At 62.2% G+C, this 16551-nt stretch carries 16 protein-coding genes and 1 pseudogene; 6 read left to right on the top strand and 11 right to left on the bottom strand.

Features of this window, described 5'->3' with window-relative positions:
* Positions 1-49: 49 nt before the first annotated feature.
* Entirely contained in the window at positions 50-2002 is a 1953-nt protein-coding gene (locus tag PG892_RS15120) for a monovalent cation:proton antiporter family protein (protein WP_045523570.1), read from the top strand.
* Between the two features lie 27 nt (positions 2003-2029).
* Here PG892_RS15120 and PG892_RS15115 read toward each other — a convergent pair whose 3' ends face one another.
* The 5 genes and pseudogenes from PG892_RS15115 to PG892_RS15100 all read right to left on the bottom strand — a co-directional run bounded on the left by PG892_RS15115 (position 2030) and on the right by PG892_RS15100 (position 5845).
* The gene (locus PG892_RS15115) at positions 2030-3190 is read right to left on the bottom strand and encodes a patatin-like phospholipase family protein (protein ID WP_113977725.1); all 1161 of its coding nucleotides are present in this window, start codon (positions 3188-3190) and stop codon (positions 2030-2032) included.
* A 117-nt stretch (positions 3191-3307) separates the two neighbouring features.
* Positions 3308-4165 (bottom strand): alpha/beta hydrolase, encoded by an 858-nt coding sequence (locus PG892_RS15110; RefSeq protein ID WP_052814343.1) that lies wholly within the window; start codon positions 4163-4165, stop codon positions 3308-3310.
* Between the two features lie 72 nt (positions 4166-4237).
* Positions 4238-4819, bottom strand: a complete 582-nt coding sequence (locus tag PG892_RS15105) for a TetR/AcrR family transcriptional regulator (protein ID WP_052814342.1) — start codon at positions 4817-4819, stop codon at positions 4238-4240.
* Between the two features lie 159 nt (positions 4820-4978).
* Positions 4979-5079, bottom strand: a pseudogene (locus PG892_RS22665) (DNA-binding response regulator); the annotation flags it as partial.
* Positions 5080-5200: 121 nt separating this feature from the next.
* The gene (locus tag PG892_RS15100; protein ID WP_010673435.1) at positions 5201-5845 is read right to left on the bottom strand and encodes a response regulator transcription factor; all 645 of its coding nucleotides are present in this window, start codon (positions 5843-5845) and stop codon (positions 5201-5203) included.
* A 158-nt stretch (positions 5846-6003) separates the two neighbouring features.
* Here PG892_RS15100 and PG892_RS15095 point away from each other — a divergent pair, with 158 nt between their 5' ends.
* Entirely contained in the window at positions 6004-6630 is a 627-nt protein-coding gene (locus PG892_RS15095; protein ID WP_010673436.1) for a glutathione S-transferase, read from the top strand.
* A gap of 63 nt (positions 6631-6693) precedes the next feature.
* Here the strand turns inward: PG892_RS15095 and PG892_RS15090 are convergent, their stop codons facing one another.
* From PG892_RS15090 to PG892_RS15070, 5 genes are all read right to left on the bottom strand, one after another.
* Positions 6694-8817, bottom strand: coding sequence for an alpha-amylase (locus PG892_RS15090; protein WP_052814339.1), 2124 nt, complete (start codon positions 8815-8817; stop codon positions 6694-6696).
* 207 nt (positions 8818-9024) lie between these two features.
* Positions 9025-10191 carry a hypothetical protein gene (locus tag PG892_RS15085; RefSeq protein ID WP_052814338.1) on the bottom strand — a complete coding sequence of 389 codons (1167 nt, stop codon included), beginning with the start codon at positions 10189-10191 and terminating at the stop codon, positions 9025-9027.
* The gene (locus PG892_RS15080) at positions 10191-10562 is read right to left on the bottom strand and encodes a GtrA family protein (protein ID WP_010673439.1); all 372 of its coding nucleotides are present in this window, start codon (positions 10560-10562) and stop codon (positions 10191-10193) included. The genes PG892_RS15085 and PG892_RS15080 overlap by 1 nt, the downstream gene beginning before the upstream one ends.
* Positions 10559-11617: a glycosyltransferase family 2 protein gene (locus PG892_RS15075; RefSeq protein ID WP_041213382.1), complete on the bottom strand. Its 1059-nt coding sequence runs from the start codon at positions 11615-11617 to the stop codon at positions 10559-10561. Before PG892_RS15075 ends, PG892_RS15080 begins: the two co-directional genes overlap by 4 nt.
* Before the next feature lie 57 nt (positions 11618-11674).
* Positions 11675-12220, bottom strand: a complete 546-nt coding sequence (locus PG892_RS15070) for a hypothetical protein (protein ID WP_104454569.1) — start codon at positions 12218-12220, stop codon at positions 11675-11677.
* A 309-nt stretch (positions 12221-12529) separates the two neighbouring features.
* Here PG892_RS15070 and PG892_RS15065 point away from each other — a divergent pair, with 309 nt between their 5' ends.
* The 4 genes from PG892_RS15065 to PG892_RS15050 all read left to right on the top strand — a co-directional run bounded on the left by PG892_RS15065 (position 12530) and on the right by PG892_RS15050 (position 15919).
* Positions 12530-13297: a substrate-binding periplasmic protein gene (locus PG892_RS15065; RefSeq protein ID WP_270825549.1), complete on the top strand. Its 768-nt coding sequence runs from the start codon at positions 12530-12532 to the stop codon at positions 13295-13297.
* A 91-nt stretch (positions 13298-13388) separates the two neighbouring features.
* Positions 13389-14870: a L,D-transpeptidase family protein gene (locus tag PG892_RS15060; RefSeq protein ID WP_270825548.1), complete on the top strand. Its 1482-nt coding sequence runs from the start codon at positions 13389-13391 to the stop codon at positions 14868-14870.
* Positions 14871-15018: 148 nt separating this feature from the next.
* Positions 15019-15564 (top strand): DUF882 domain-containing protein, encoded by a 546-nt coding sequence (locus PG892_RS15055; protein ID WP_052814334.1) that lies wholly within the window; start codon positions 15019-15021, stop codon positions 15562-15564.
* Between the two features lie 103 nt (positions 15565-15667).
* Complete coding sequence (locus PG892_RS15050; RefSeq protein WP_010673445.1) at positions 15668-15919, top strand: hypothetical protein; 252 nt, start codon at positions 15668-15670, stop codon at positions 15917-15919.
* 102 nt (positions 15920-16021) lie between these two features.
* On the opposite strand, the gene PG892_RS15045 is transcribed toward PG892_RS15050, so the two are convergent.
* Positions 16022-16447 (bottom strand): trimeric intracellular cation channel family protein, encoded by a 426-nt coding sequence (locus PG892_RS15045; protein ID WP_270825547.1) that lies wholly within the window; start codon positions 16445-16447, stop codon positions 16022-16024.
* Positions 16448-16551: the final 104 nt, after the last annotated feature.

Raw genomic sequence — 16551 nt, 5'->3', positions numbered from 1 at the left:
CTTGCTGTGTCAGGGAAGAGGGCGCCGGGCAGATGAAGGAGAGGGATGGGTGTACGCCGATGTGTTGATCCTGCTGATCTTCGCCGTTGTGCTGGTGGCCATTTTCCGGCGCCTCGGCCAGCCGGTGATCCTTGCCTATCTGTTTGCCGGCATGCTGCTCGGCCCCCATGGCGTGGCCATCGTCACGGGTCAGGCCATGATGCAGACCATAGGAGAGCTTGGCATTGTGTTCCTGATGTTCTCCCTCGGGCTCGAGTTCTCCCTGCCGCGTCTGCTCGCCATGCGCAAGCTGGTGTTGGGGGTCGGCAGCCTGCAGGTGCTGCTCACCTCACTGCTGTTTTTCGGGCTCGGCTGGTGGTGGGGGCTGAGCCTGGCCCAGGCGCTGGTGGTATCAGGCACCCTGGCGCTCTCCTCCACCGCCGTGGTGATCAAGCAGCTCGGCGAGCTCAAGCAGCTCCATACCCGGCGAGCCCAGCTCGGGGTGAGCGTGCTGCTGTTCCAGGATCTCGCCGTGGTGCCCCTGCTGGTGATGATCCCCATCCTGGCCCAGCCCGAGGTGCAGGGCAGCGCCCTGCTGGCGGAGGTCGCCTGGGCCTCCCTCAAGGGGTTGTTTGCGCTATCCGTGCTGCTGGCGGTGGGGAAGTGGCTGCTGCCCATGCTGTTTTTCGAGGTGGCGCGCGCACGTTCAGACGAACTCTTCGTACTGAGTGCCCTGCTGGTGGCATTGCTGGCGGCCTCCCTGACCCAGTGGATGGGGCTCTCCATGGCGCTCGGTGCCTTTCTGGCGGGCATGATGCTGGGGGAGTCCCACTATCGTCATCAGCTCGAAGTGGACATCAAGCCGTTTCGCGACGTGTTGATGGGGCTCTTCTTCATTACCATCGGCATGACCATGGACTGGGCGCTGGTGGCGGGCGCCTGGTGGCAGGTGCTGGCCTGTGTGACGGGGCTAATCCTGTGCAAGTCGCTGCTCATATTGCTGGCGGGCCGCCTGATGGGGGAGCGCAAGCGCGACGCCATGGCCGCTGGCATCATGTTGAGCCAGGTCGGGGAGTTCGGTTTTGTGCTGCTGGCGCTGGCGAGTCATCACGGCTTGCTGGATCACCAGCTGGTCTCTCTGCTCATCGGCATCGGTGTCATCTCCATCGCCCTCACCCCCTGGCTGGTGTTGCGGGCGCTGGGGCTTGCCCACTCCCTCACCGACAGTGCCCTGCTCTCTCGCGCCGAGGTGGCCCAGTCGGGCCTGAGCAAACACCAGCACGTCATCATCGCCGGGTTCGGACGCACCGGCCAAACCTGTGCCCGCTTTCTCAAGCTCGAAGAGATACCTTTCCTGGCCCTGGATCTCGATCCCGAGCGGGTGAGTGAGGCGAAGCTCGCGGGGGAGCAGGTGGCGTTCGGCGATGCCAGCCGGCGCGACATCCTGCTGGCGGCCGGTCTGTTGCGGGCGCGGCTGGTGATCATCACCTTCGACGATCAAAAGCGGGTCGATGCCATGCTGACGCTGATCCGGGAGCTGGCGGGGGAGATCAAGGTGCTGGTGCGTACCCGGGATGACAGTTTCCTTGAACACTACAAGCAGGCCGGCGCCTTCGAGGTGATCCCCGAATCCCAGGAGGGAGCCCTGATGCTGGTCTCCCACCTGCTGCTCAACTGCGACATTCCCATCGGCCGGGTGATCCGGCGCATGGAGCACGAGCGCAGCAGCCAGTATCGCTTTCTGCACGGTTTCTACTGGGGCGGCAAGAGTGCGGGCAATCTGGAGACGGATCAACTGCTCGAGCGGCTGCATCCCGTGCTGCTGCACGACCAGGCCTGGGCGGTGGGACACAGGGTGCGGGATCTCGCCCTGGGAGAGGTGCGCATCAAGGCGATTCATCGCGGGGAGCGCAGCCTGGATCCCAGGCGCGAGCTGGTGCTGGCGGCGGGAGATACCCTGGTGCTCTTCGGCACGGCCGTGGCCATGGAACAGGCCGAGCAGCGCCTGCTGGAGGGACGCTAGGATCTCCTTCCCATGAGATAAGGCCCCTCAGGCCTCTTCGCGAAATTGCACCTGCCTCCCGCTGCCCGGCAGGTCGAGGAAGGCCTCGATGCGCTGGCGGTGATCCAGCGCGTCCTGGTATCCCAGCTTGATGAGCCGCTGGCAATAGCCGGGGTCAAACATCAGGAAGCTGGCCAGGCTGCTGCTCTCTTCGCCGTTGACCCCGAGCACTCGCAGCAGACGGCGCAGCTGGGTCGGCAACCGTGGGAGGTATTCGAGGGCGATGAGGTCGAGATCCTGGCTGGGGCGGATCACGCAGGTCTCCACCTGGCGCAGTTTCAGTCGACTGCGCTCCCGTGCCGGAATGAGGGAAAGGGTCTGGTTGATGCGCCCGAGCCGCTCCAGATCCGAATTAAGGGTGTCGGAGAAGACGGTGTTGAGCAGATGGCTCGCGATGTTGGAGCTGGTCAGGTGCCCCTGGCGGGGAGTCGGGTTCTCCCTGTGAGGGGAGTCCAGGGTCACCAGCAGGATCCTCTCCGCCCCCAGGTGGATGGCGGGACTGAGCGGGCTCAGCTGGTGGATGGAGCCATCCCCGTAGATGCGATCGCCGATGGGGGTGGCGGGAAAGACAAAGGGCAGCGCCGACGAGGCCAGCAGGTGATCCGAGGTGAGCAGGGTACGCAGGCCACGTCGTCTGGCGCGCTCCCAGGGCTGATGTTCGGCCCGCCCCTGGAAGAAGGTGGTGGAGAGGCCGTCATCATAGTCGGAGGCCGTGATGGCGATGGCCTCCAGGCTGCCGTAGAGAATGTTGTCATCGATGCGGTGATAGTCGATGAGCTGATCCAGCAGACGGCGCAGGGGGGCGTTGTCAAACAGGTGAAAGGCTCGGTTGCTCTGGGGGGTGATGAGGCCGGCAGAGCCCTGATAGAGGGTGCGCCACAGCAGTTGGCAAGGGTGGAAGTCGAAGATGTGGTGGGTCTCGAATCGTCGCCAGACCCACTCCAGCTTGCGCACCCCCAGATGGAAACAGGAGGCGTAGCACGCCAGCGCCGTGATGTTGAGAGCCCCCGCCGAGGTGCCGCACAAAATGGGGAAGGGGATGCCGATGTTGCGGGGGTAGAGTTCGGCCACCGCCTTGAGTGCGCCGACCTGATAGGCGGCGCGGGCACCACCACCAGTCAGCAGAAGAGCAGTATTGGGTCTGGCCATGAGGGTGCGCCTTATCGTGATCGCCAGGGCGGGTTGCCACCGCGCAATTCAACTATAAGACGTTGTATACCGGATAAAAATGGGCCGCACGCTCAATTTTTGCGGCCCGTTTCATTTTCAGTTTGCCAAGGGCGTCTGGCTCAGTTGATCGAAGGCGGCGAAGGCTGGAGGGCTTGCCAGAATACGGCCATGGCCGAGCCCCCGGGTGCTCACCAGCCGGGTTCTGCCATCCTGGGCCGCGCGTAGGGAGTCCCGGTGGGGGGCGAAGCGGTCTTCCTCATCGTGAACGATGAGGGCGGCGCCGCTGCGCCGGGCGAGCCGGCCAAGGGGGTCAACCGTGCTGAGCGGGTGCTGGTATTCGTGTTCTATCTCCTTGACCACCGCATCGAACAGCCGGATGGAGTAGCCGGAGCGCGCCACCATGCCGTAGAGCTGGGGCACGTAGTCGAGCACCGGGGAGATGAGCAGCAGCGGCAGCGTATCGATTGCCGGGTGACGGCTGCTGAGGGTGACGGCGCCCCCCATGCTGTGGGTGATGACGCCCTGGACGGGGCCGACCCGCTCGAGGAGCTCGTCGAAAGCGCGCACGAAGCGGGGCAGGTGACCCCTGTTCCCTTCGCTCCGGCCGTGGGCGGGGTGATCGTAGGCGAGGGCCGTATAGCCCTGGGCGGCGATGTGGCTCATCAACGGATAGAACTGGCTGGCACTGCCTGACCAGCCGTGCATCAACAGCCAGACCGGCCCCTGCCCGAGCCGGTAGCTCATCAGGGTCCCTTCACTGGTGTGGATGGCCTGCTCGACCAGGCCAGCTGGGGCTGCGACGCCCCGGGTCGCCCGCTGCGGGGTGAGCAGCAGCTTGCTGGCGGTGCGCTTGGCGTGGGTGGGCGCGAGCACGTGATGCAGGCGGGTGCCGAGGCCCAGCAGCAACTTGCTTGGGCTGAAGCGGCGTGTGTTGAAGTAGATCTTGCTGCTCATGGTCATCCTGTGTCTTTTGTGTGCGAACGATCGTGCTTTTTTGCGAATTTTTAAAAAGAAGAGCCCGTCGGGTCAGCGCCAGCTGGTCAGCAATTGTTCCACCTCGGGCCAGAAGTGGCGGGCCGGATCCTCGCTGAGCGCCAGGGCATGGAACACCTGATCCCCGAGATAGAGGCCATAGAGGCGATAGACGGCGCGCCAGGGATCGAGATCGCTGCGCCACTCCCCGCTGGCTTGCCCCTGCACTACCTGGCGTGCCAGGTAGTCGAGCCAGAAACGGACCAGCTCGCGTGCCGCCTGCTGGACCTCACCCTCCTGGGCGGAGGTCCAGGCATCGAGGAACATGCAGCGGCCGGCAAAACTCTGGTTCCAGGCCAGCCAGGCCTGCAACAGGGCGAGCAGTTTCTCCTGCTGGGTGGCGTGTCCCTGTTGGCGCACCGGCTGGATCACCCGCTCCCGAAATACCTCGGCGGAATGGGTGAGCACGGCGATCTGTAGGTTGTCACGGGACTGGAAGTGGGCGAACAGACCGCTTTTTGACATCTCGCAGGCCGTTGCGAGGGAGCCTATGGTGAGGCTCTCCAGCCCCTGCTGGCTCGCCTGCTCGAATGCAGTCTGCAAAATGGTGTCGCGGGTCAGACGTCCCTTGCTCATCCGGCTCTCCTCTCTCTGGGCTGGCAGCATAAAGTACGACCGTGCTAATTGTCGAGCCGCAAATGGTGCAGGGAGGCCGTTTCCGGCTGCCGCGGGGGGCCAGAGAGTCTTCTGGGAGGCGGTTGTGGCTGGCTTGTTACGAGCCAGCCGGGGACGAGCTCAGTCGTCCTTGATGCCCATTTGCTGCAGGGCGATGACTGCCTGGGTGTGGTTCTTGACCCCGAGTTTGCGGAAGGCGGAGTGATATGGGCTCTGATGGTGACAAGGTGCTCAACTGTCCTTGATATCCATCTGCTGGAGGGCGATGACCGCCTGGGTGCGGTTCTTGACCCCGAGTTTGCGGAAGGCGGAGTGATATGGGCTCTGATGGTGGCAAGGGGCTCAACTGTCCTTGATATCCATCTGCTGGAGGGCGATGACCGCCTGGGTGCGGTTCTTGACCCCGAGTTTGCGGAAAATCGCGGTGATATGGGCCTTGATGGTCGCCTCGGAAACGTTGAGCTCCCAGGCGATCTGTTTGTTGAGGCTGCCATCCCGCAACATGATGAGCACCTTGTATTGCTGGGGGGTGAGGCTGGCCAGCTTGGTGGCGAAATCGGGCCCTTCGCTGGGCTCGGGATGGAGGGAGATCCCCTCGGGCACCCAGTTGTCCCCCCCGATCACCGTATTGAGGGCGCTGACCAGCTCTTTCATGGGGACGGACTTGGGAATGAAGCCGAGCGCGCCCAGGCGCAGCACCTGCTGGATGATGGCGGGATCCTCGGAGGCCGAGACCACGACGATGGGGAGATCCGGGTGATGTCCGCGCAGATAGGCCAACCCCTCGAAGCCGTTGGCCCCCGGCATCTTGAGATCCAGCAGCAGCAGGTCGACGTCGGGATGTTCATCGAGCAGGTGGCTCAGGCTGTCGATGGAGTCAGCCTCCAGCAATCTGGCGTCGTCGATGGCCATGTGCACCGCTTGATAGAGGGCGCCCCGAAACAGGGGGTGGTCATCTGCGATGACGATGGTAAATTGGCTGTCCATAGCTCACATTGTTGCTAACCGATTGTTTTGAAAAATCAAACTAGCACTGCTACCCAAGTGGGTCAAACCCGCCAGTACGCAAATGTGAGGTGGTCATCGGATGTCGTGCCACGGGGCCGGCGGGATGGCCAGTAAACAACCCATGCAGGAGGCAATCGATGGGATCCCTGGTTTTGACGGTGGGCACGGGCTCCACCTGGGCAATGAGAACGGCGCTGGTGCTGGCCATGAGCGGGCTCAAGTGGCAGGAGCAGGTCTTCGATCTGGAAGATGCCAAGGAGCTGCAACGGCTCAAGCGCACGGCCCCCGCCGGCCTGGTGCCCTGGCTCGACGACGGTGAGCTGCGTATTCACGACTCTCTGGCCATCGCCGAATATCTCCACGAGTGTTGCCCGGAGCGCCACCTTTATCCGGTGGACAAGGCCGAACGGGCCCTGGCCCGCAGCCTGTGCGCCGAGCTGCACGCCGGTTTTCGTCAGATCCGCACCCTGCTGCCCTTCTTCCTGGGGGCGCCCACCCAGAGTGAACCGCCGGTGGAGGTCATCGACGAGCTGGCCCGGTTGCAGACTCTCTGGTCCCAGGCGCGGGGGCCCTTCTATTTCGACGAGGCGAGCATTCTGGATGCCTTCTATGCGGTGATGGCCTATCGACTGGCAAGCTATGGCATTTCGCTGCCCGGTCAGGCTGGCGCCTATCAGCAGGCCTTGCTGGCCTGGCCCCTGTGGCAGGAAACCCTGCTCAGGGCGAGGTTGCAGTGGCCAAAGGCGGCCCGCCAGTCTGATTGATGCGGGCGTCTGCAAGACAAAAAAGGGGAGCCATCGGCTCCCCTTTTTATTCAGGCCAGGTCGCTATTTCTGCCGACCCGCGAAGACCACGACCACTTTGTCTTCTCCTTTCTCCCGCACGAAGCCATAGGGGACATCGGAAATCTTCTTGTGGCTGCCCGCCGCGATGGCAGGGTGGGCGGCACGGAACTGGCCGAGCCGTTGCCAGTGCTTGACCAGCTCCGCCTTCTCGCCACTCGCCAGCTCCTGCCAGTTCATGTCCGAGCGCACGCTCTGATCGAACACGCCGCCATCCTTGGCCAGTCCCCGGCCGGACTCGTCGCCATAGTAGATCTGGATGCCCCCCGGCAGCAGCATGAAGCTGTTGGCCACCCGCCGTTGCAGCGCCACGTCCTGATAGTCGCCGAAGAAGAGCTTGGTGTCGTGGGAGCTGATGTAGCTCAGCACGTTGAACTCGGGATCCTGGTTGATGCGGCTGGCATAGCTCGCATAGGTGGGCTCTGCCCCTGCCATGCACTGGGCCTGGGGCAGGGCGAATTCACGCTGGTAGTCGAAGTTGATCAGGGAATCGAAGCCGTGCTGGTACCAGAAGTCCTTGGCGACCCCGTGATCCCACACCTCGCCCACCATGTAGAAGGGAAGGTCATCGAGGGCCTTGCCCGGGTTGGCGGCCTTCCACTCCTTGAGCGCGTCGGTGCCCGCCTGCTTGAGCCTGGCCCAGACCGCGGGCTCCAGGTGCTTGACGGTGTCGGCACGGAAGCCGTCGATGCCGAAGCGGCGCACCCAGTCGGTGTGCCAGGCAATGAGGTAATCGCTCACGGTGGCGTTGGGCAGGGCCTTGGCCCTGGTGTCTTTTTTGGCAGCGAGCAGCGGTGGCAGCCCCACCGATCTGGTGGATTCGGTCAGGAAGTCCGGCAGTCCCGCCACCGAGCCGGTGACGTCGTCGGTGCCGGGTTGCGGGTAGCCGGGCAGGCCTGCGCGCACCCAGTCAGGGCCCCACCACTTGTCCCAGTGGGATGACTGGTAGTCGATGAACTGGTTGTAGCCATGCCAGTTGAGGCCGCCGCTTGGGCGCCATTCGTTCCAGCGACTCGGCAGCTTGCCGGTGTTCTGGGTGAGATCGGTGAGCCCCAGATCCTGCAAGTCGGCGAGGGTGGCGTAGCCTGCGTGGTTCATCACCACGTCGAGGATGATCCGCATGCCGCGCTTGTGGGCCTCGTCCACCAGGGTTTTCAGGCTCTCTTCGTCGCCGTAGTTGGGGTCGATTTTGGTGAAGTCGAGCGCCCAGTAGCCGTGGTAGGCGTAGAAGGGGAAGTTCCCCTGTTCGCCACCGCCGATGAAGCCGTGGACCTGTTCCACCATGGGGGTGATCCAGATGGCGTTGATGCCGAGTTGCTTGATGTAGTCGAGCTTCTCGGTCAGCCCCTTGAAGTCACCGCCATGCCAGGTGGCCACTTCGTCCTGACCATCCTTCTGACGACCGAAGCTGTGATCATTGGCAGGATCGCCGTTGTGGAAGCGGTCGGTCAGCAGAAAATAGACGCTCGCCTGATCCCAGCTGAAGGGAGCAGGCTTGGCGGCCTTGACCGGCTCGAGCAGCAGCAGGCCGCCGCTCTCCTTGCTCGGTGTCAGGGTGATCTTGCCGCCCTTGACCACGGCTTCCTGTCCCGAGTAGGCATCCCGCAACCGTGTGCCGTCGGGCCAGACTCCCTTGAGTGATGTCGTGACCGGGCCGCCATCCCAGCTGATGCAGGGCTCTTCCGGAGGCTGGCGTTTGAACTCGCTCTTTTTGGTTGCCCGCAACACCTTGAGGCTGGGGGTATCGGGGTTGAAGGTGAACTCGTAGTCCCCCGCCAGCATCACCCTCAGATTGAAGTCTGTCCCCTTGCTGCACTTGTCCATGGGCTGGGCGGTGCCGAAGGGAAGGGGCTTGGCCTCGGTTGGCCCGAAGCTGGTGCCGCAGCTGTTGCCCGCATCGCTGATGCGGATCTGGTGGCTCCCCTTGTCCAGTCTGTGGGTCAGGGTGACGGTGCCCTTGTCCAGCGTCAGCGCCTCGGCTACCGGTTTGCCATCCACATGGAGATAGACCTCGGGGGCGGCCATCGCCTGACCGATGAACAGCGGTGTGGCGAGCACGGCCAGCCACAGGGGTGATGGGCGAAGAGCGGGGCGCGAAGAGAGACGCATAAGCCATTCCTTGAGCAGAGTGTGAGGAGCAGGATCCGTTGAGGCACTCATTCTAGGGCGCGCTGGGGCAGGCTTGGACCGGTAAAATACCGATTTGTGACGTCAGTTCAAATGGTTACGTTTTCAAGAATGGAAAAGTGTGAACCGGGTGTCGCGGCCATGAAAAAAGCCGGTCAGTTGACCGGCTTGTAGGCATTCGGGGTGGCGTCACACGGTGAAGAACTTGAAGTTGACGAAGGCCACCGCGATGAAGGAGGCAACCATGCCGCTGATGCAGAGCACCGCAGGGCGGATGGCAGGCCAGCGATGGGCCAGCAGCACGATGGCCAGCAGGGTCGGATAGAGGCCGAACATGTAGCGGGGCATGGCGTTGAGTCCGGTCATCAGGGGGATGGTGCAGCAGATGAACATCAGGGTTGCTTCGGCCCAGCGTTTCTGGCTGAACAGGTAGCCATTCAGGCACCAGCCGAAGATCACCATGATGGAGAGATAGGCCTTGCGCCCCCCCAGCTCGAAGCCGCTCAGCCACCAGTCCAGGGGGCTGTCCATATAGCGGCCCCAGGCCACCTGGATGTGCTTGAAGGCCAGGGCATCCCCGGTGAGGTGATAGAGATAGACCATGTAGGAGAAGAGGCCGAGGGGAATGAGCCAGAGGGTGAACACCACCTTGAAGGCCCGCTCGGTGAAGCGGAAGAACTCGCGCCAGCCGTAGGCCTGCAGGGCCAGGATCAGCACCGGGAACACCATCATCACCCCCAGGTTGCGGGTGGCGGAGATGAAGATGCCGAGGAAGGCGACCATGAGCCACTGTTCGCGGTAGGCGAACAGGAACATTCCCAGCATCAGCGCCATGAACATGGGCTCGGTATAGCCGGAGACGAAATAGGCGGAGAAGGGGGAGAAGGCCAGCAGCCAGACCCCGAAGCGGGCTGTGTCGTCCCCCAGCTTGAGCTGGTGCAGCACCAGCAGCATCAGGGGCAAGCTGATGAAGAAGGCGATGTTGGCCACCAGCATCAGGCCGATGAGGCTCTCCATGTCAAACAGGCTGGAGAGACCGCCGGCCAGCATGGGATAGAGGGGCATGAAGGCCCAGTTCGCCGCATTGCCCTTGCTCAACCAGCGTGGATAGAGGTCGTAGCCATTCTCGATGATGCGCTGGAACCAGACGCAGTCGAACTGGCAGTAGGCTTGCAGCGGCCCGATGTCGGTGGCGCCATAGAGCTGGACGCCGAAATAGCCCATGCCATAGAGCGCCACCCGGCTCAGCACGAAGGCGGCGACGATCATCAGCCAGTCGCGGCCGCTGATGCGCAGTGACGGGCGATAGGGGAGTGCAGCCCCGGTTGACGGGGCGGTATTGGTCATATCATTCATCAGGCAAAAACCCAGATACGGGAGAGAACGTAGGTGAGCACGGTGACGGTCAGGGTGGCGATCACCACCGGCAACAGGCCGGAGAGACCGGCAAACAGCAAACCGCTCAGGATGAGATTACGCACCGCCAGCGAGAAGAGGGCAACCAGCAGGAACTTGCTGGCGGCACCTTGTTTCTGGAAGGTGATGTAGCGATGGCCGAAGAACGAGAACCAGAACGCCACGGCAAAGGCCAGGGTCGTGACCAGGTGCTCGGAGATGGCCGGCCAGGTATGAAACAGGGCGATGGAGGTACCCAGATCGACGAGGGTGGCCCCCCCGCCGACAAAACCGAAGCGAACCAGCCGCCAGAATTCCTCGCGGGAGATCATTGAGACGCCTGCTCCTGCTGATCATCAGCGGCTTTCGCGGCGGCCTTCTTGCCAGCGCTCTTCTTGCTGGCGGTGGGCACTTCCTGCTTCTGCTCTTCATCCTGCTTGGCGTACTGGCCGTAGACCCCTTCGATGAGGTAGACGGGGCGCTGTTTCACCTCGACGAACATGCGGCCGATGTACTCGCCGATGATGCCCAGCGACAGCAGCTGGATGCCGCCGAGGAACAGCATGACCGACATCAGGGAGGCGTAACCGGGCACGTCGATGCCGAAGAAGAGCACCTGGGTGATGATCTTGAGGATATAGAGGAAGGCGATGAAGGAGACACCGACCCCGATGTAGCTCCACACCCGCAGCGGCCAGCTGGAGAAGCTCATCAGGCCGTCAAGGGCGAAGTTCCACAGCTTCCAGTAGTTGAACTTGGTTTCGCCGGCATGGCGGGCCGGGCGCTCGTAGGGAACGCCGACGGCGCGAAAACCGGCCCAGGCGAACAGCCCCTTCATGAAGCGGTTGCGCTCCGGCAACTGCTTGATGGCCTCGACCACCTTGCGATCGATGAGGCGGAAGTCACCGGCGTTCTCCGGCAGCTTGGTGCTGGTGGAGAGGGCGTTGAAGAAGCGGTAGAAGCCACCGGCAGTCAGGCGTTTCATCGGGGTATCGGCGCTGCGATCCACCCGGATGCCGTAGACGGTGTCATAGTCGCCGGTCTGCCACAGCTTGACGAACTCCAGAATGAGAGAGGGGGGATCCTGCAGGTCCACGTCCATGGGGACGATGGCGTCGCCCTTGGCCTGGTGCAGGCCGGCGGTCATGGCCGCTTCCTTGCCGAAGTTGCGGGCCAGGTTGACCAGGGTCACACGGGGATCCCGGGCGATGGCCTGCTCGACCACCTCACGGGTGCGGTCACGGCTGCCATCGTTGACGAACACGATTTCAAGCTGGTCTTTGAGCGGGGCCAGTTCGGTATCTATCGCGCTGATGAAGGCGTCTATGCTCTCTTCCTCGTTGTAAACGGGAACGACCAGAGAGAGTCGAAAATCGGCACGGGACATGGGAACTTCCTTATTGAAAGAATTATTTTACGGAACAGATACTTGGGGCATTCCGCTTCACTGAGCCACGGTCAGTCGCACGGACTGGACGTTGAGCGGTGTCGGGGCGGAGAGCGCCAGGAAGTTGGGACGCTTGGGATCGGCGGTCAGGGAGTCGCCCGGCAGGCTGAGTCGGATCTCGTTGATGCCCGCCTTGGCCAGCTTGACCGTGGTGGTGAAATCATGACCCAGCGCCACCTTGAGCAGGGTGCCAGCCTGAGGGCTGTTGATCCTGGCCTGGATGGTGAGCTGCTCCGGCTGGGCCTGCTGCTTGGGCAGCACGAAATAGAGACCGCCCTGACCGCTCAGCTCGGTGCCTTGCTCGCTGGGCTTCTTGGCCCAGCCTTCGCTTGAGAGGAAGCGGCTCGGCTTGGTCAGGTTGAGTTCGTTGCCAGGCTGGAGGGTCATGCTGGAGTTGTGCTCCCAGAAACGGGTCTTGCCTTCCAGGTAATAGAGCTTGTAAGCCAGGCTCACGTTGGGGTGAGCGGCCAGATAGAGGGTATAAAGGTAGAAACCGCTCAGTGCCAGGATGGCAGCCAGAAAACCGAACTTTTTGTAGGTCATATTACTCACTCGACGCCCGACAGATTGATAGGCAGATTTCGCGCATATGCTAATCCAATTGCAAAAAAAGCATAGTGGATCACAAAAATATATTTGCTCACATATTAACCCTCAATCACCCTGCTTACCAAGGGGCTTTGGGGTCGTTTGCTTCCTCTTCTTGATTGTGGCTTTTTCGGCGCCAACCTGTCTGCCGCCACCTGGGGCGCATCAGGCAAACGGCTGATATTGTGCTTTGTTGTGGCAGGATCTGTCGCCATTTCACCCGGGCAGAATTAAGATGGCCTGTCCCGTTGTCAAGGATGACCCATGAGACTCTTCTCTCTGTGTGTGCTCTGCTGTCTGCCCCTCCAACCGTTGTGGGCGCAATCGTTCTGCTCCTCCCCCCTTCGCGTCGGTTTCGATGACTGGCCCCCATACCACTATTACCAGCAAGAGGGAGCACGTCGGGAACTGCGTGGATTTGCGGTCGACTACCTCAATGCCGTGTCGAATCGGCTGGGTTGTCATCTGGTCTATGTGGAGCGTCCCTGGAAGCGGGGGTTGCACGATCTTGAGCGGGGTCGGCTGGACATCGTGATGGAGGCGTATTTTGCCGATGACAGGGCGCGTTATGCCTGGTTCTCCATCCCCTACAACCCGGGCCGGACATCGCTCTGGGTACGCAAATCCGGTACCGGGGAGGAGTCGGATCTGGCGAGCTGGCTGGCCCACGGGCATCGCCTCGGTGTGACCAGGGACTACTATTACGGCCCGGAAATCACCAAGGTTCTGCAGCGATACCGCAACCAGGTGAGCGAGGTCAACGATGTGCAAAACTATCGCAAGCTGCTGCTTGGGCGGATAGACGGTTTTCTCGGGGATAGTCTGGCCACGCCCTGGGGTCTGAAGAGAGAGGGGCTGTCGGATGCGGTCGTCCCCCACACCATGGCGATCCATGAGACGCCCACCTTTTTCATGTTGAGCAAGAAGACCCTGTCCGGGGAATTCGTAGCGCGGTTCAACGAGGCGATAGTGGCCGTCGGCGACAGCGGGGAGCAGGAACTCATCTGGCGTCGTTACACCTCCGCCCGCTAGCAAAGTCGTCGGCATTCACGCATCATGGGGTCCTGACCGTCGCGCCTGACAGGCCGAAATGAACCGATTTGAGGCAAGCGTGGTAAGAAGCATGGGTAAGAAGTATTGGTTGGCATTGGCGAATCTCATCTGGCTGGGCTGCTGGCCGGCCAGCATGGTTCATGCCAGCACGGAACAGGCGGTAGTGGCCAGTCCCAACATCCAGCATGACTGGTATCAGAACGAGGTGGCCGAGCAGGCTCGTCATGAGCTTGAACAGCAGTTGCAGGAAGCGGTGTTGGCCCAGCTGCATCCGGATTTCTACCGCCTCTGGCAGCAGTTGCAAAAGACCCCGGCGGATCGGCGCGGTGCCCTCTACGATGAGGCCTTTGGCAAGCTGGCCCGGTTCCAGCAGGCCTGGCGAGGGATGGATCTGGTCGCGCGCGAACAGATGCAGACCCTCAAGCTGGATCTGAACCGCCCACTGGCCCATGCTCCCCAGGGAGACAATCTGCTGGAGCAGGTCAGGCAACTCAGGCCACAGGTGGCGGAATACGACGCCGTGCGCGAAGAAGTGCGCAAGCTGCTGGCCATGCCCATGGCCAAGCACTGGCCCATCCTCTCCATGCCGACCCTGAGGGCGGGGGAGAGCTCGACCGAGCTCGGCCAGATCCGCTCCATCCTGAACGAACTGGGGGACAGTGCCCCGACTCACCAGGACAGCCTCTACGATCCCGAGACCGAACAGGCCATCAAGCAGTTCCAGCGCCGCCACGGCCTGACCGCCGACGGCATCATCGGCCGTCAGACCCGCAGCTGGCTCAATACCGGCCCCGAGGTGCGCGCCAGCCTGCTGGTTCGCAACCTGTGGCGCCGTGATCTGGTGGATCACCTTGCCGGTCGCTATGTGCTGGTCAACATTCCGGACTACCGCCTGAGCGTGGTGGAGTCGGGCAGCGAGGTCTTCACTAGTCGGGTCATCGTCGGCAAGGAGCAGCGGGCAACCCCCATCCTCGCCAGCGAGATCCGCTCCATCGTGCTGAACCCGGCCTGGCACGTGCCGCGCTCCATCCTGAGCAAGGACATTCTGCCCAAGCTCGGGCGCGATCCTGCCTACCTGGATCGCGAACAGTTCGAGGTGATCGACGGCGAGGGCAATCCGGTGCAGTTCAGCGAAGATGGCTGGCACCATGCGCTGGCCTCCGGTTTCCCTTACCGGTTGCGGCAAAAGCCGGGGGATCACAATGCCCTGGGTCGCTACAAGTTCTATCTGCCTAACAACGATGCCATCTATCTCCACTCCACCCCGCGCAAGGCGCTGTTCGAGCAGGGGGCCCGTGCCTTCAGCTCGGGTTGCATCCGGGTGGAACACGCCGACGATCTGGCAGAGCTGCTGCTGGCGGACTCCCGCTATCAGCCGGACAAGGTAGCCAGCATCCTGAAAGAGACCCAGACCAAGTGGCTGCCCCTGAGCAACCCTATCCCGGTGTTTACCGTCTACTGGAGCAGCTGGATTGATGAAGAGGGACGTCAGCAACTGCGCAACGATATCTACGGATTCGACAGAGTCAGCTATCAAAGCCGCTTGCTGTGATCCTCGCCACAGAGTGACAAGCCCGGCCCGTGCCGGGCTTTTTCATGGGTGAATGGGGTTTGACAGCGCTTTTTCTGGCAGGTAGTTTCGGCCCTTGTATCAAATTCATTCACCTGTGTGACTTCACCATGAGATGGACGGACAACGGATGCTGGGACAAGAGATAAGCCGACGCCGTCTGCTGCTGGGGGCGGGTTGCCTGATGGGGACCAGCCTGCTGTCGTTCCCTGCGCTTGCGAGCCGCAGCACTTCGGGACGGGAACTGAGTTTCTTCAACCTCAATACCGGCGAGCGGGTACGCGCCAGTTATTGGGAAGATGGCCACTATCTGAGTGACGGGTTGGCGGAGCTCAACCATATTTTCCGTGACTACCGTCGCAACGAAGTGTTCAACATCGACAGAAAGCTGTTCGATCAGCTCTTTCTGCTGCAACACAAGCTGGGGCGCCACGGCGAAATCCAGCTCATCTCGGGTTATCGCTCCCCGACCACCAATCAGCAGAAGCGGCGCAAGAGTCGCGGTGTTGCCAAGCACAGCTACCACACCCTGGGGCAGGCGGTTGACGTGCGCATCCCCGGCGTGCAGCTGGCGCACCTGCGCAAGGCCGCCCTGAACCTCAAGGTGGGCGGTGTGGGTTATTACCCTTCCGACAACTTCGTGCACCTGGACACAGGCCCCGTTCGTAGCTGGTGAGTCGGGATTTCCTCAAGGGTTGAGTGCCGATTGTGTCTTTTTGCCGCTGGCATTGAGGGGGACCAAGCTGCTAGGCTCTGGACTCCAGCCAGAGGAGAGAAAGATGAAGCAGATTGTGATCGGGGGGCTCATCGCCCTGTTGTTGACTGGTTGCGGCAAGCTCAACCGCGAGAGCTACGACAAGCTGAAAGTCGGGATGAGCTATGCCGAAGCGAGCGCCATCCTCGGCAAGGCCGAGCGTTGCGACGATGCTCTCGGCACCACGAGCTGTGTCTGGGGAGGGGAAGGCAAGAACATCAAGGTGCGTTTCATCGCCGACAAGGCGACCTTCTTCAGCTCGGAAGGGATCAACTGACCTTTTACTCTCTTGCCGATTTGCCGATGCCCAACAAAAAAGCGCCGTATGGCGCTTTTTTGTTGCTCGTTATCCGTGCGATATGGCCAGGAACTGGCGTGTTCAATGGGTGGCGTACTGATAGTTGAAGGTGGGCAGTCCCCATTTGAAGCGTACCGCCAGGAGCCGCAGCACGAAACCGATGCCGATGGCACCGAAAGCGGCCCAGTCGTTGGGCAGCCCATGGTGCAGCGCAAAGCAGTAGAGCGCGGCGGTGATCAGCGAGACGGTGGCATAGAGCTCGCGCTTGAACACCAGCGGGATACGCTGGCACAGCAAGTCCCGCAGTACCCCCCCGAACACGCCGGTCACCACGGCCATGATGCAGGCGATGCCGGCCCCGTGGCCCATCTCGAGCGCCCGGGCAGCCCCGAAGATGGAGAAGACCACGAGCCCCAGGGCATCGAGCGCCAGGAACAGCTTGCCAAGGTAGCGCATCAGCGGGGCCGAGATGACCCCGGCCATGGCGGCGCCCGCCACCAGCAGCACGTATTCGGGGTGCTCGACCCAGAGCAGGGGTATCTATTCACCAGGACGGGGTTGACGGCATCAGTTCTGCCGGGATGGGATAATCTGTCTTCTCGATGCACGCC

Origin of the sequence: Aeromonas sp. QDB68 (assembly GCF_027707405.1) — a bacterium.
In the GTDB taxonomy this organism is placed as follows: Bacteria; Pseudomonadota; Gammaproteobacteria; order Enterobacterales; family Aeromonadaceae; genus Aeromonas; species Aeromonas caviae.
This window is presented reverse-complemented; position numbering and strand designations above follow the sequence as displayed.

Coding starts and splice junctions, on each gene's coding strand:
- PG892_RS15115 (WP_113977725.1), bottom strand. CDS start 3,190: ATGGCCAGACCCAATACTGCTCTTCTGCTGACTGGTGGTGGTGCCCGC.
- PG892_RS15110 (WP_052814343.1), bottom strand. CDS start 4,165: ATGAGCAGCAAGATCTACTTCAACACACGCCGCTTCAGCCCAAGCAAG.
- PG892_RS15105 (WP_052814342.1), bottom strand. CDS start 4,819: ATGAGCAAGGGACGTCTGACCCGCGACACCATTTTGCAGACTGCATTC.
- PG892_RS15100 (WP_010673435.1), bottom strand. CDS start 5,845: ATGGACAGCCAATTTACCATCGTCATCGCAGATGACCACCCCCTGTTT.
- PG892_RS15095 (WP_010673436.1), top strand. CDS start 6,004: ATGGGATCCCTGGTTTTGACGGTGGGCACGGGCTCCACCTGGGCAATG.
- PG892_RS15090 (WP_052814339.1), bottom strand. CDS start 8,817: ATGCGTCTCTCTTCGCGCCCCGCTCTTCGCCCATCACCCCTGTGGCTG.
- PG892_RS15085 (WP_052814338.1), bottom strand. CDS start 10,191: ATGAATGATATGACCAATACCGCCCCGTCAACCGGGGCTGCACTCCCC.
- PG892_RS15080 (WP_010673439.1), bottom strand. CDS start 10,562: ATGATCTCCCGCGAGGAATTCTGGCGGCTGGTTCGCTTCGGTTTTGTC.
- PG892_RS15075 (WP_041213382.1), bottom strand. CDS start 11,617: ATGTCCCGTGCCGATTTTCGACTCTCTCTGGTCGTTCCCGTTTACAAC.
- PG892_RS15070 (WP_104454569.1), bottom strand. CDS start 12,220: ATGACCTACAAAAAGTTCGGTTTTCTGGCTGCCATCCTGGCACTGAGC.
- PG892_RS15065 (WP_270825549.1), top strand. CDS start 12,530: ATGAGACTCTTCTCTCTGTGTGTGCTCTGCTGTCTGCCCCTCCAACCG.
- PG892_RS15060 (WP_270825548.1), top strand. CDS start 13,389: ATGGGTAAGAAGTATTGGTTGGCATTGGCGAATCTCATCTGGCTGGGC.
- PG892_RS15055 (WP_052814334.1), top strand. CDS start 15,019: ATGCTGGGACAAGAGATAAGCCGACGCCGTCTGCTGCTGGGGGCGGGT.
- PG892_RS15050 (WP_010673445.1), top strand. CDS start 15,668: ATGAAGCAGATTGTGATCGGGGGGCTCATCGCCCTGTTGTTGACTGGT.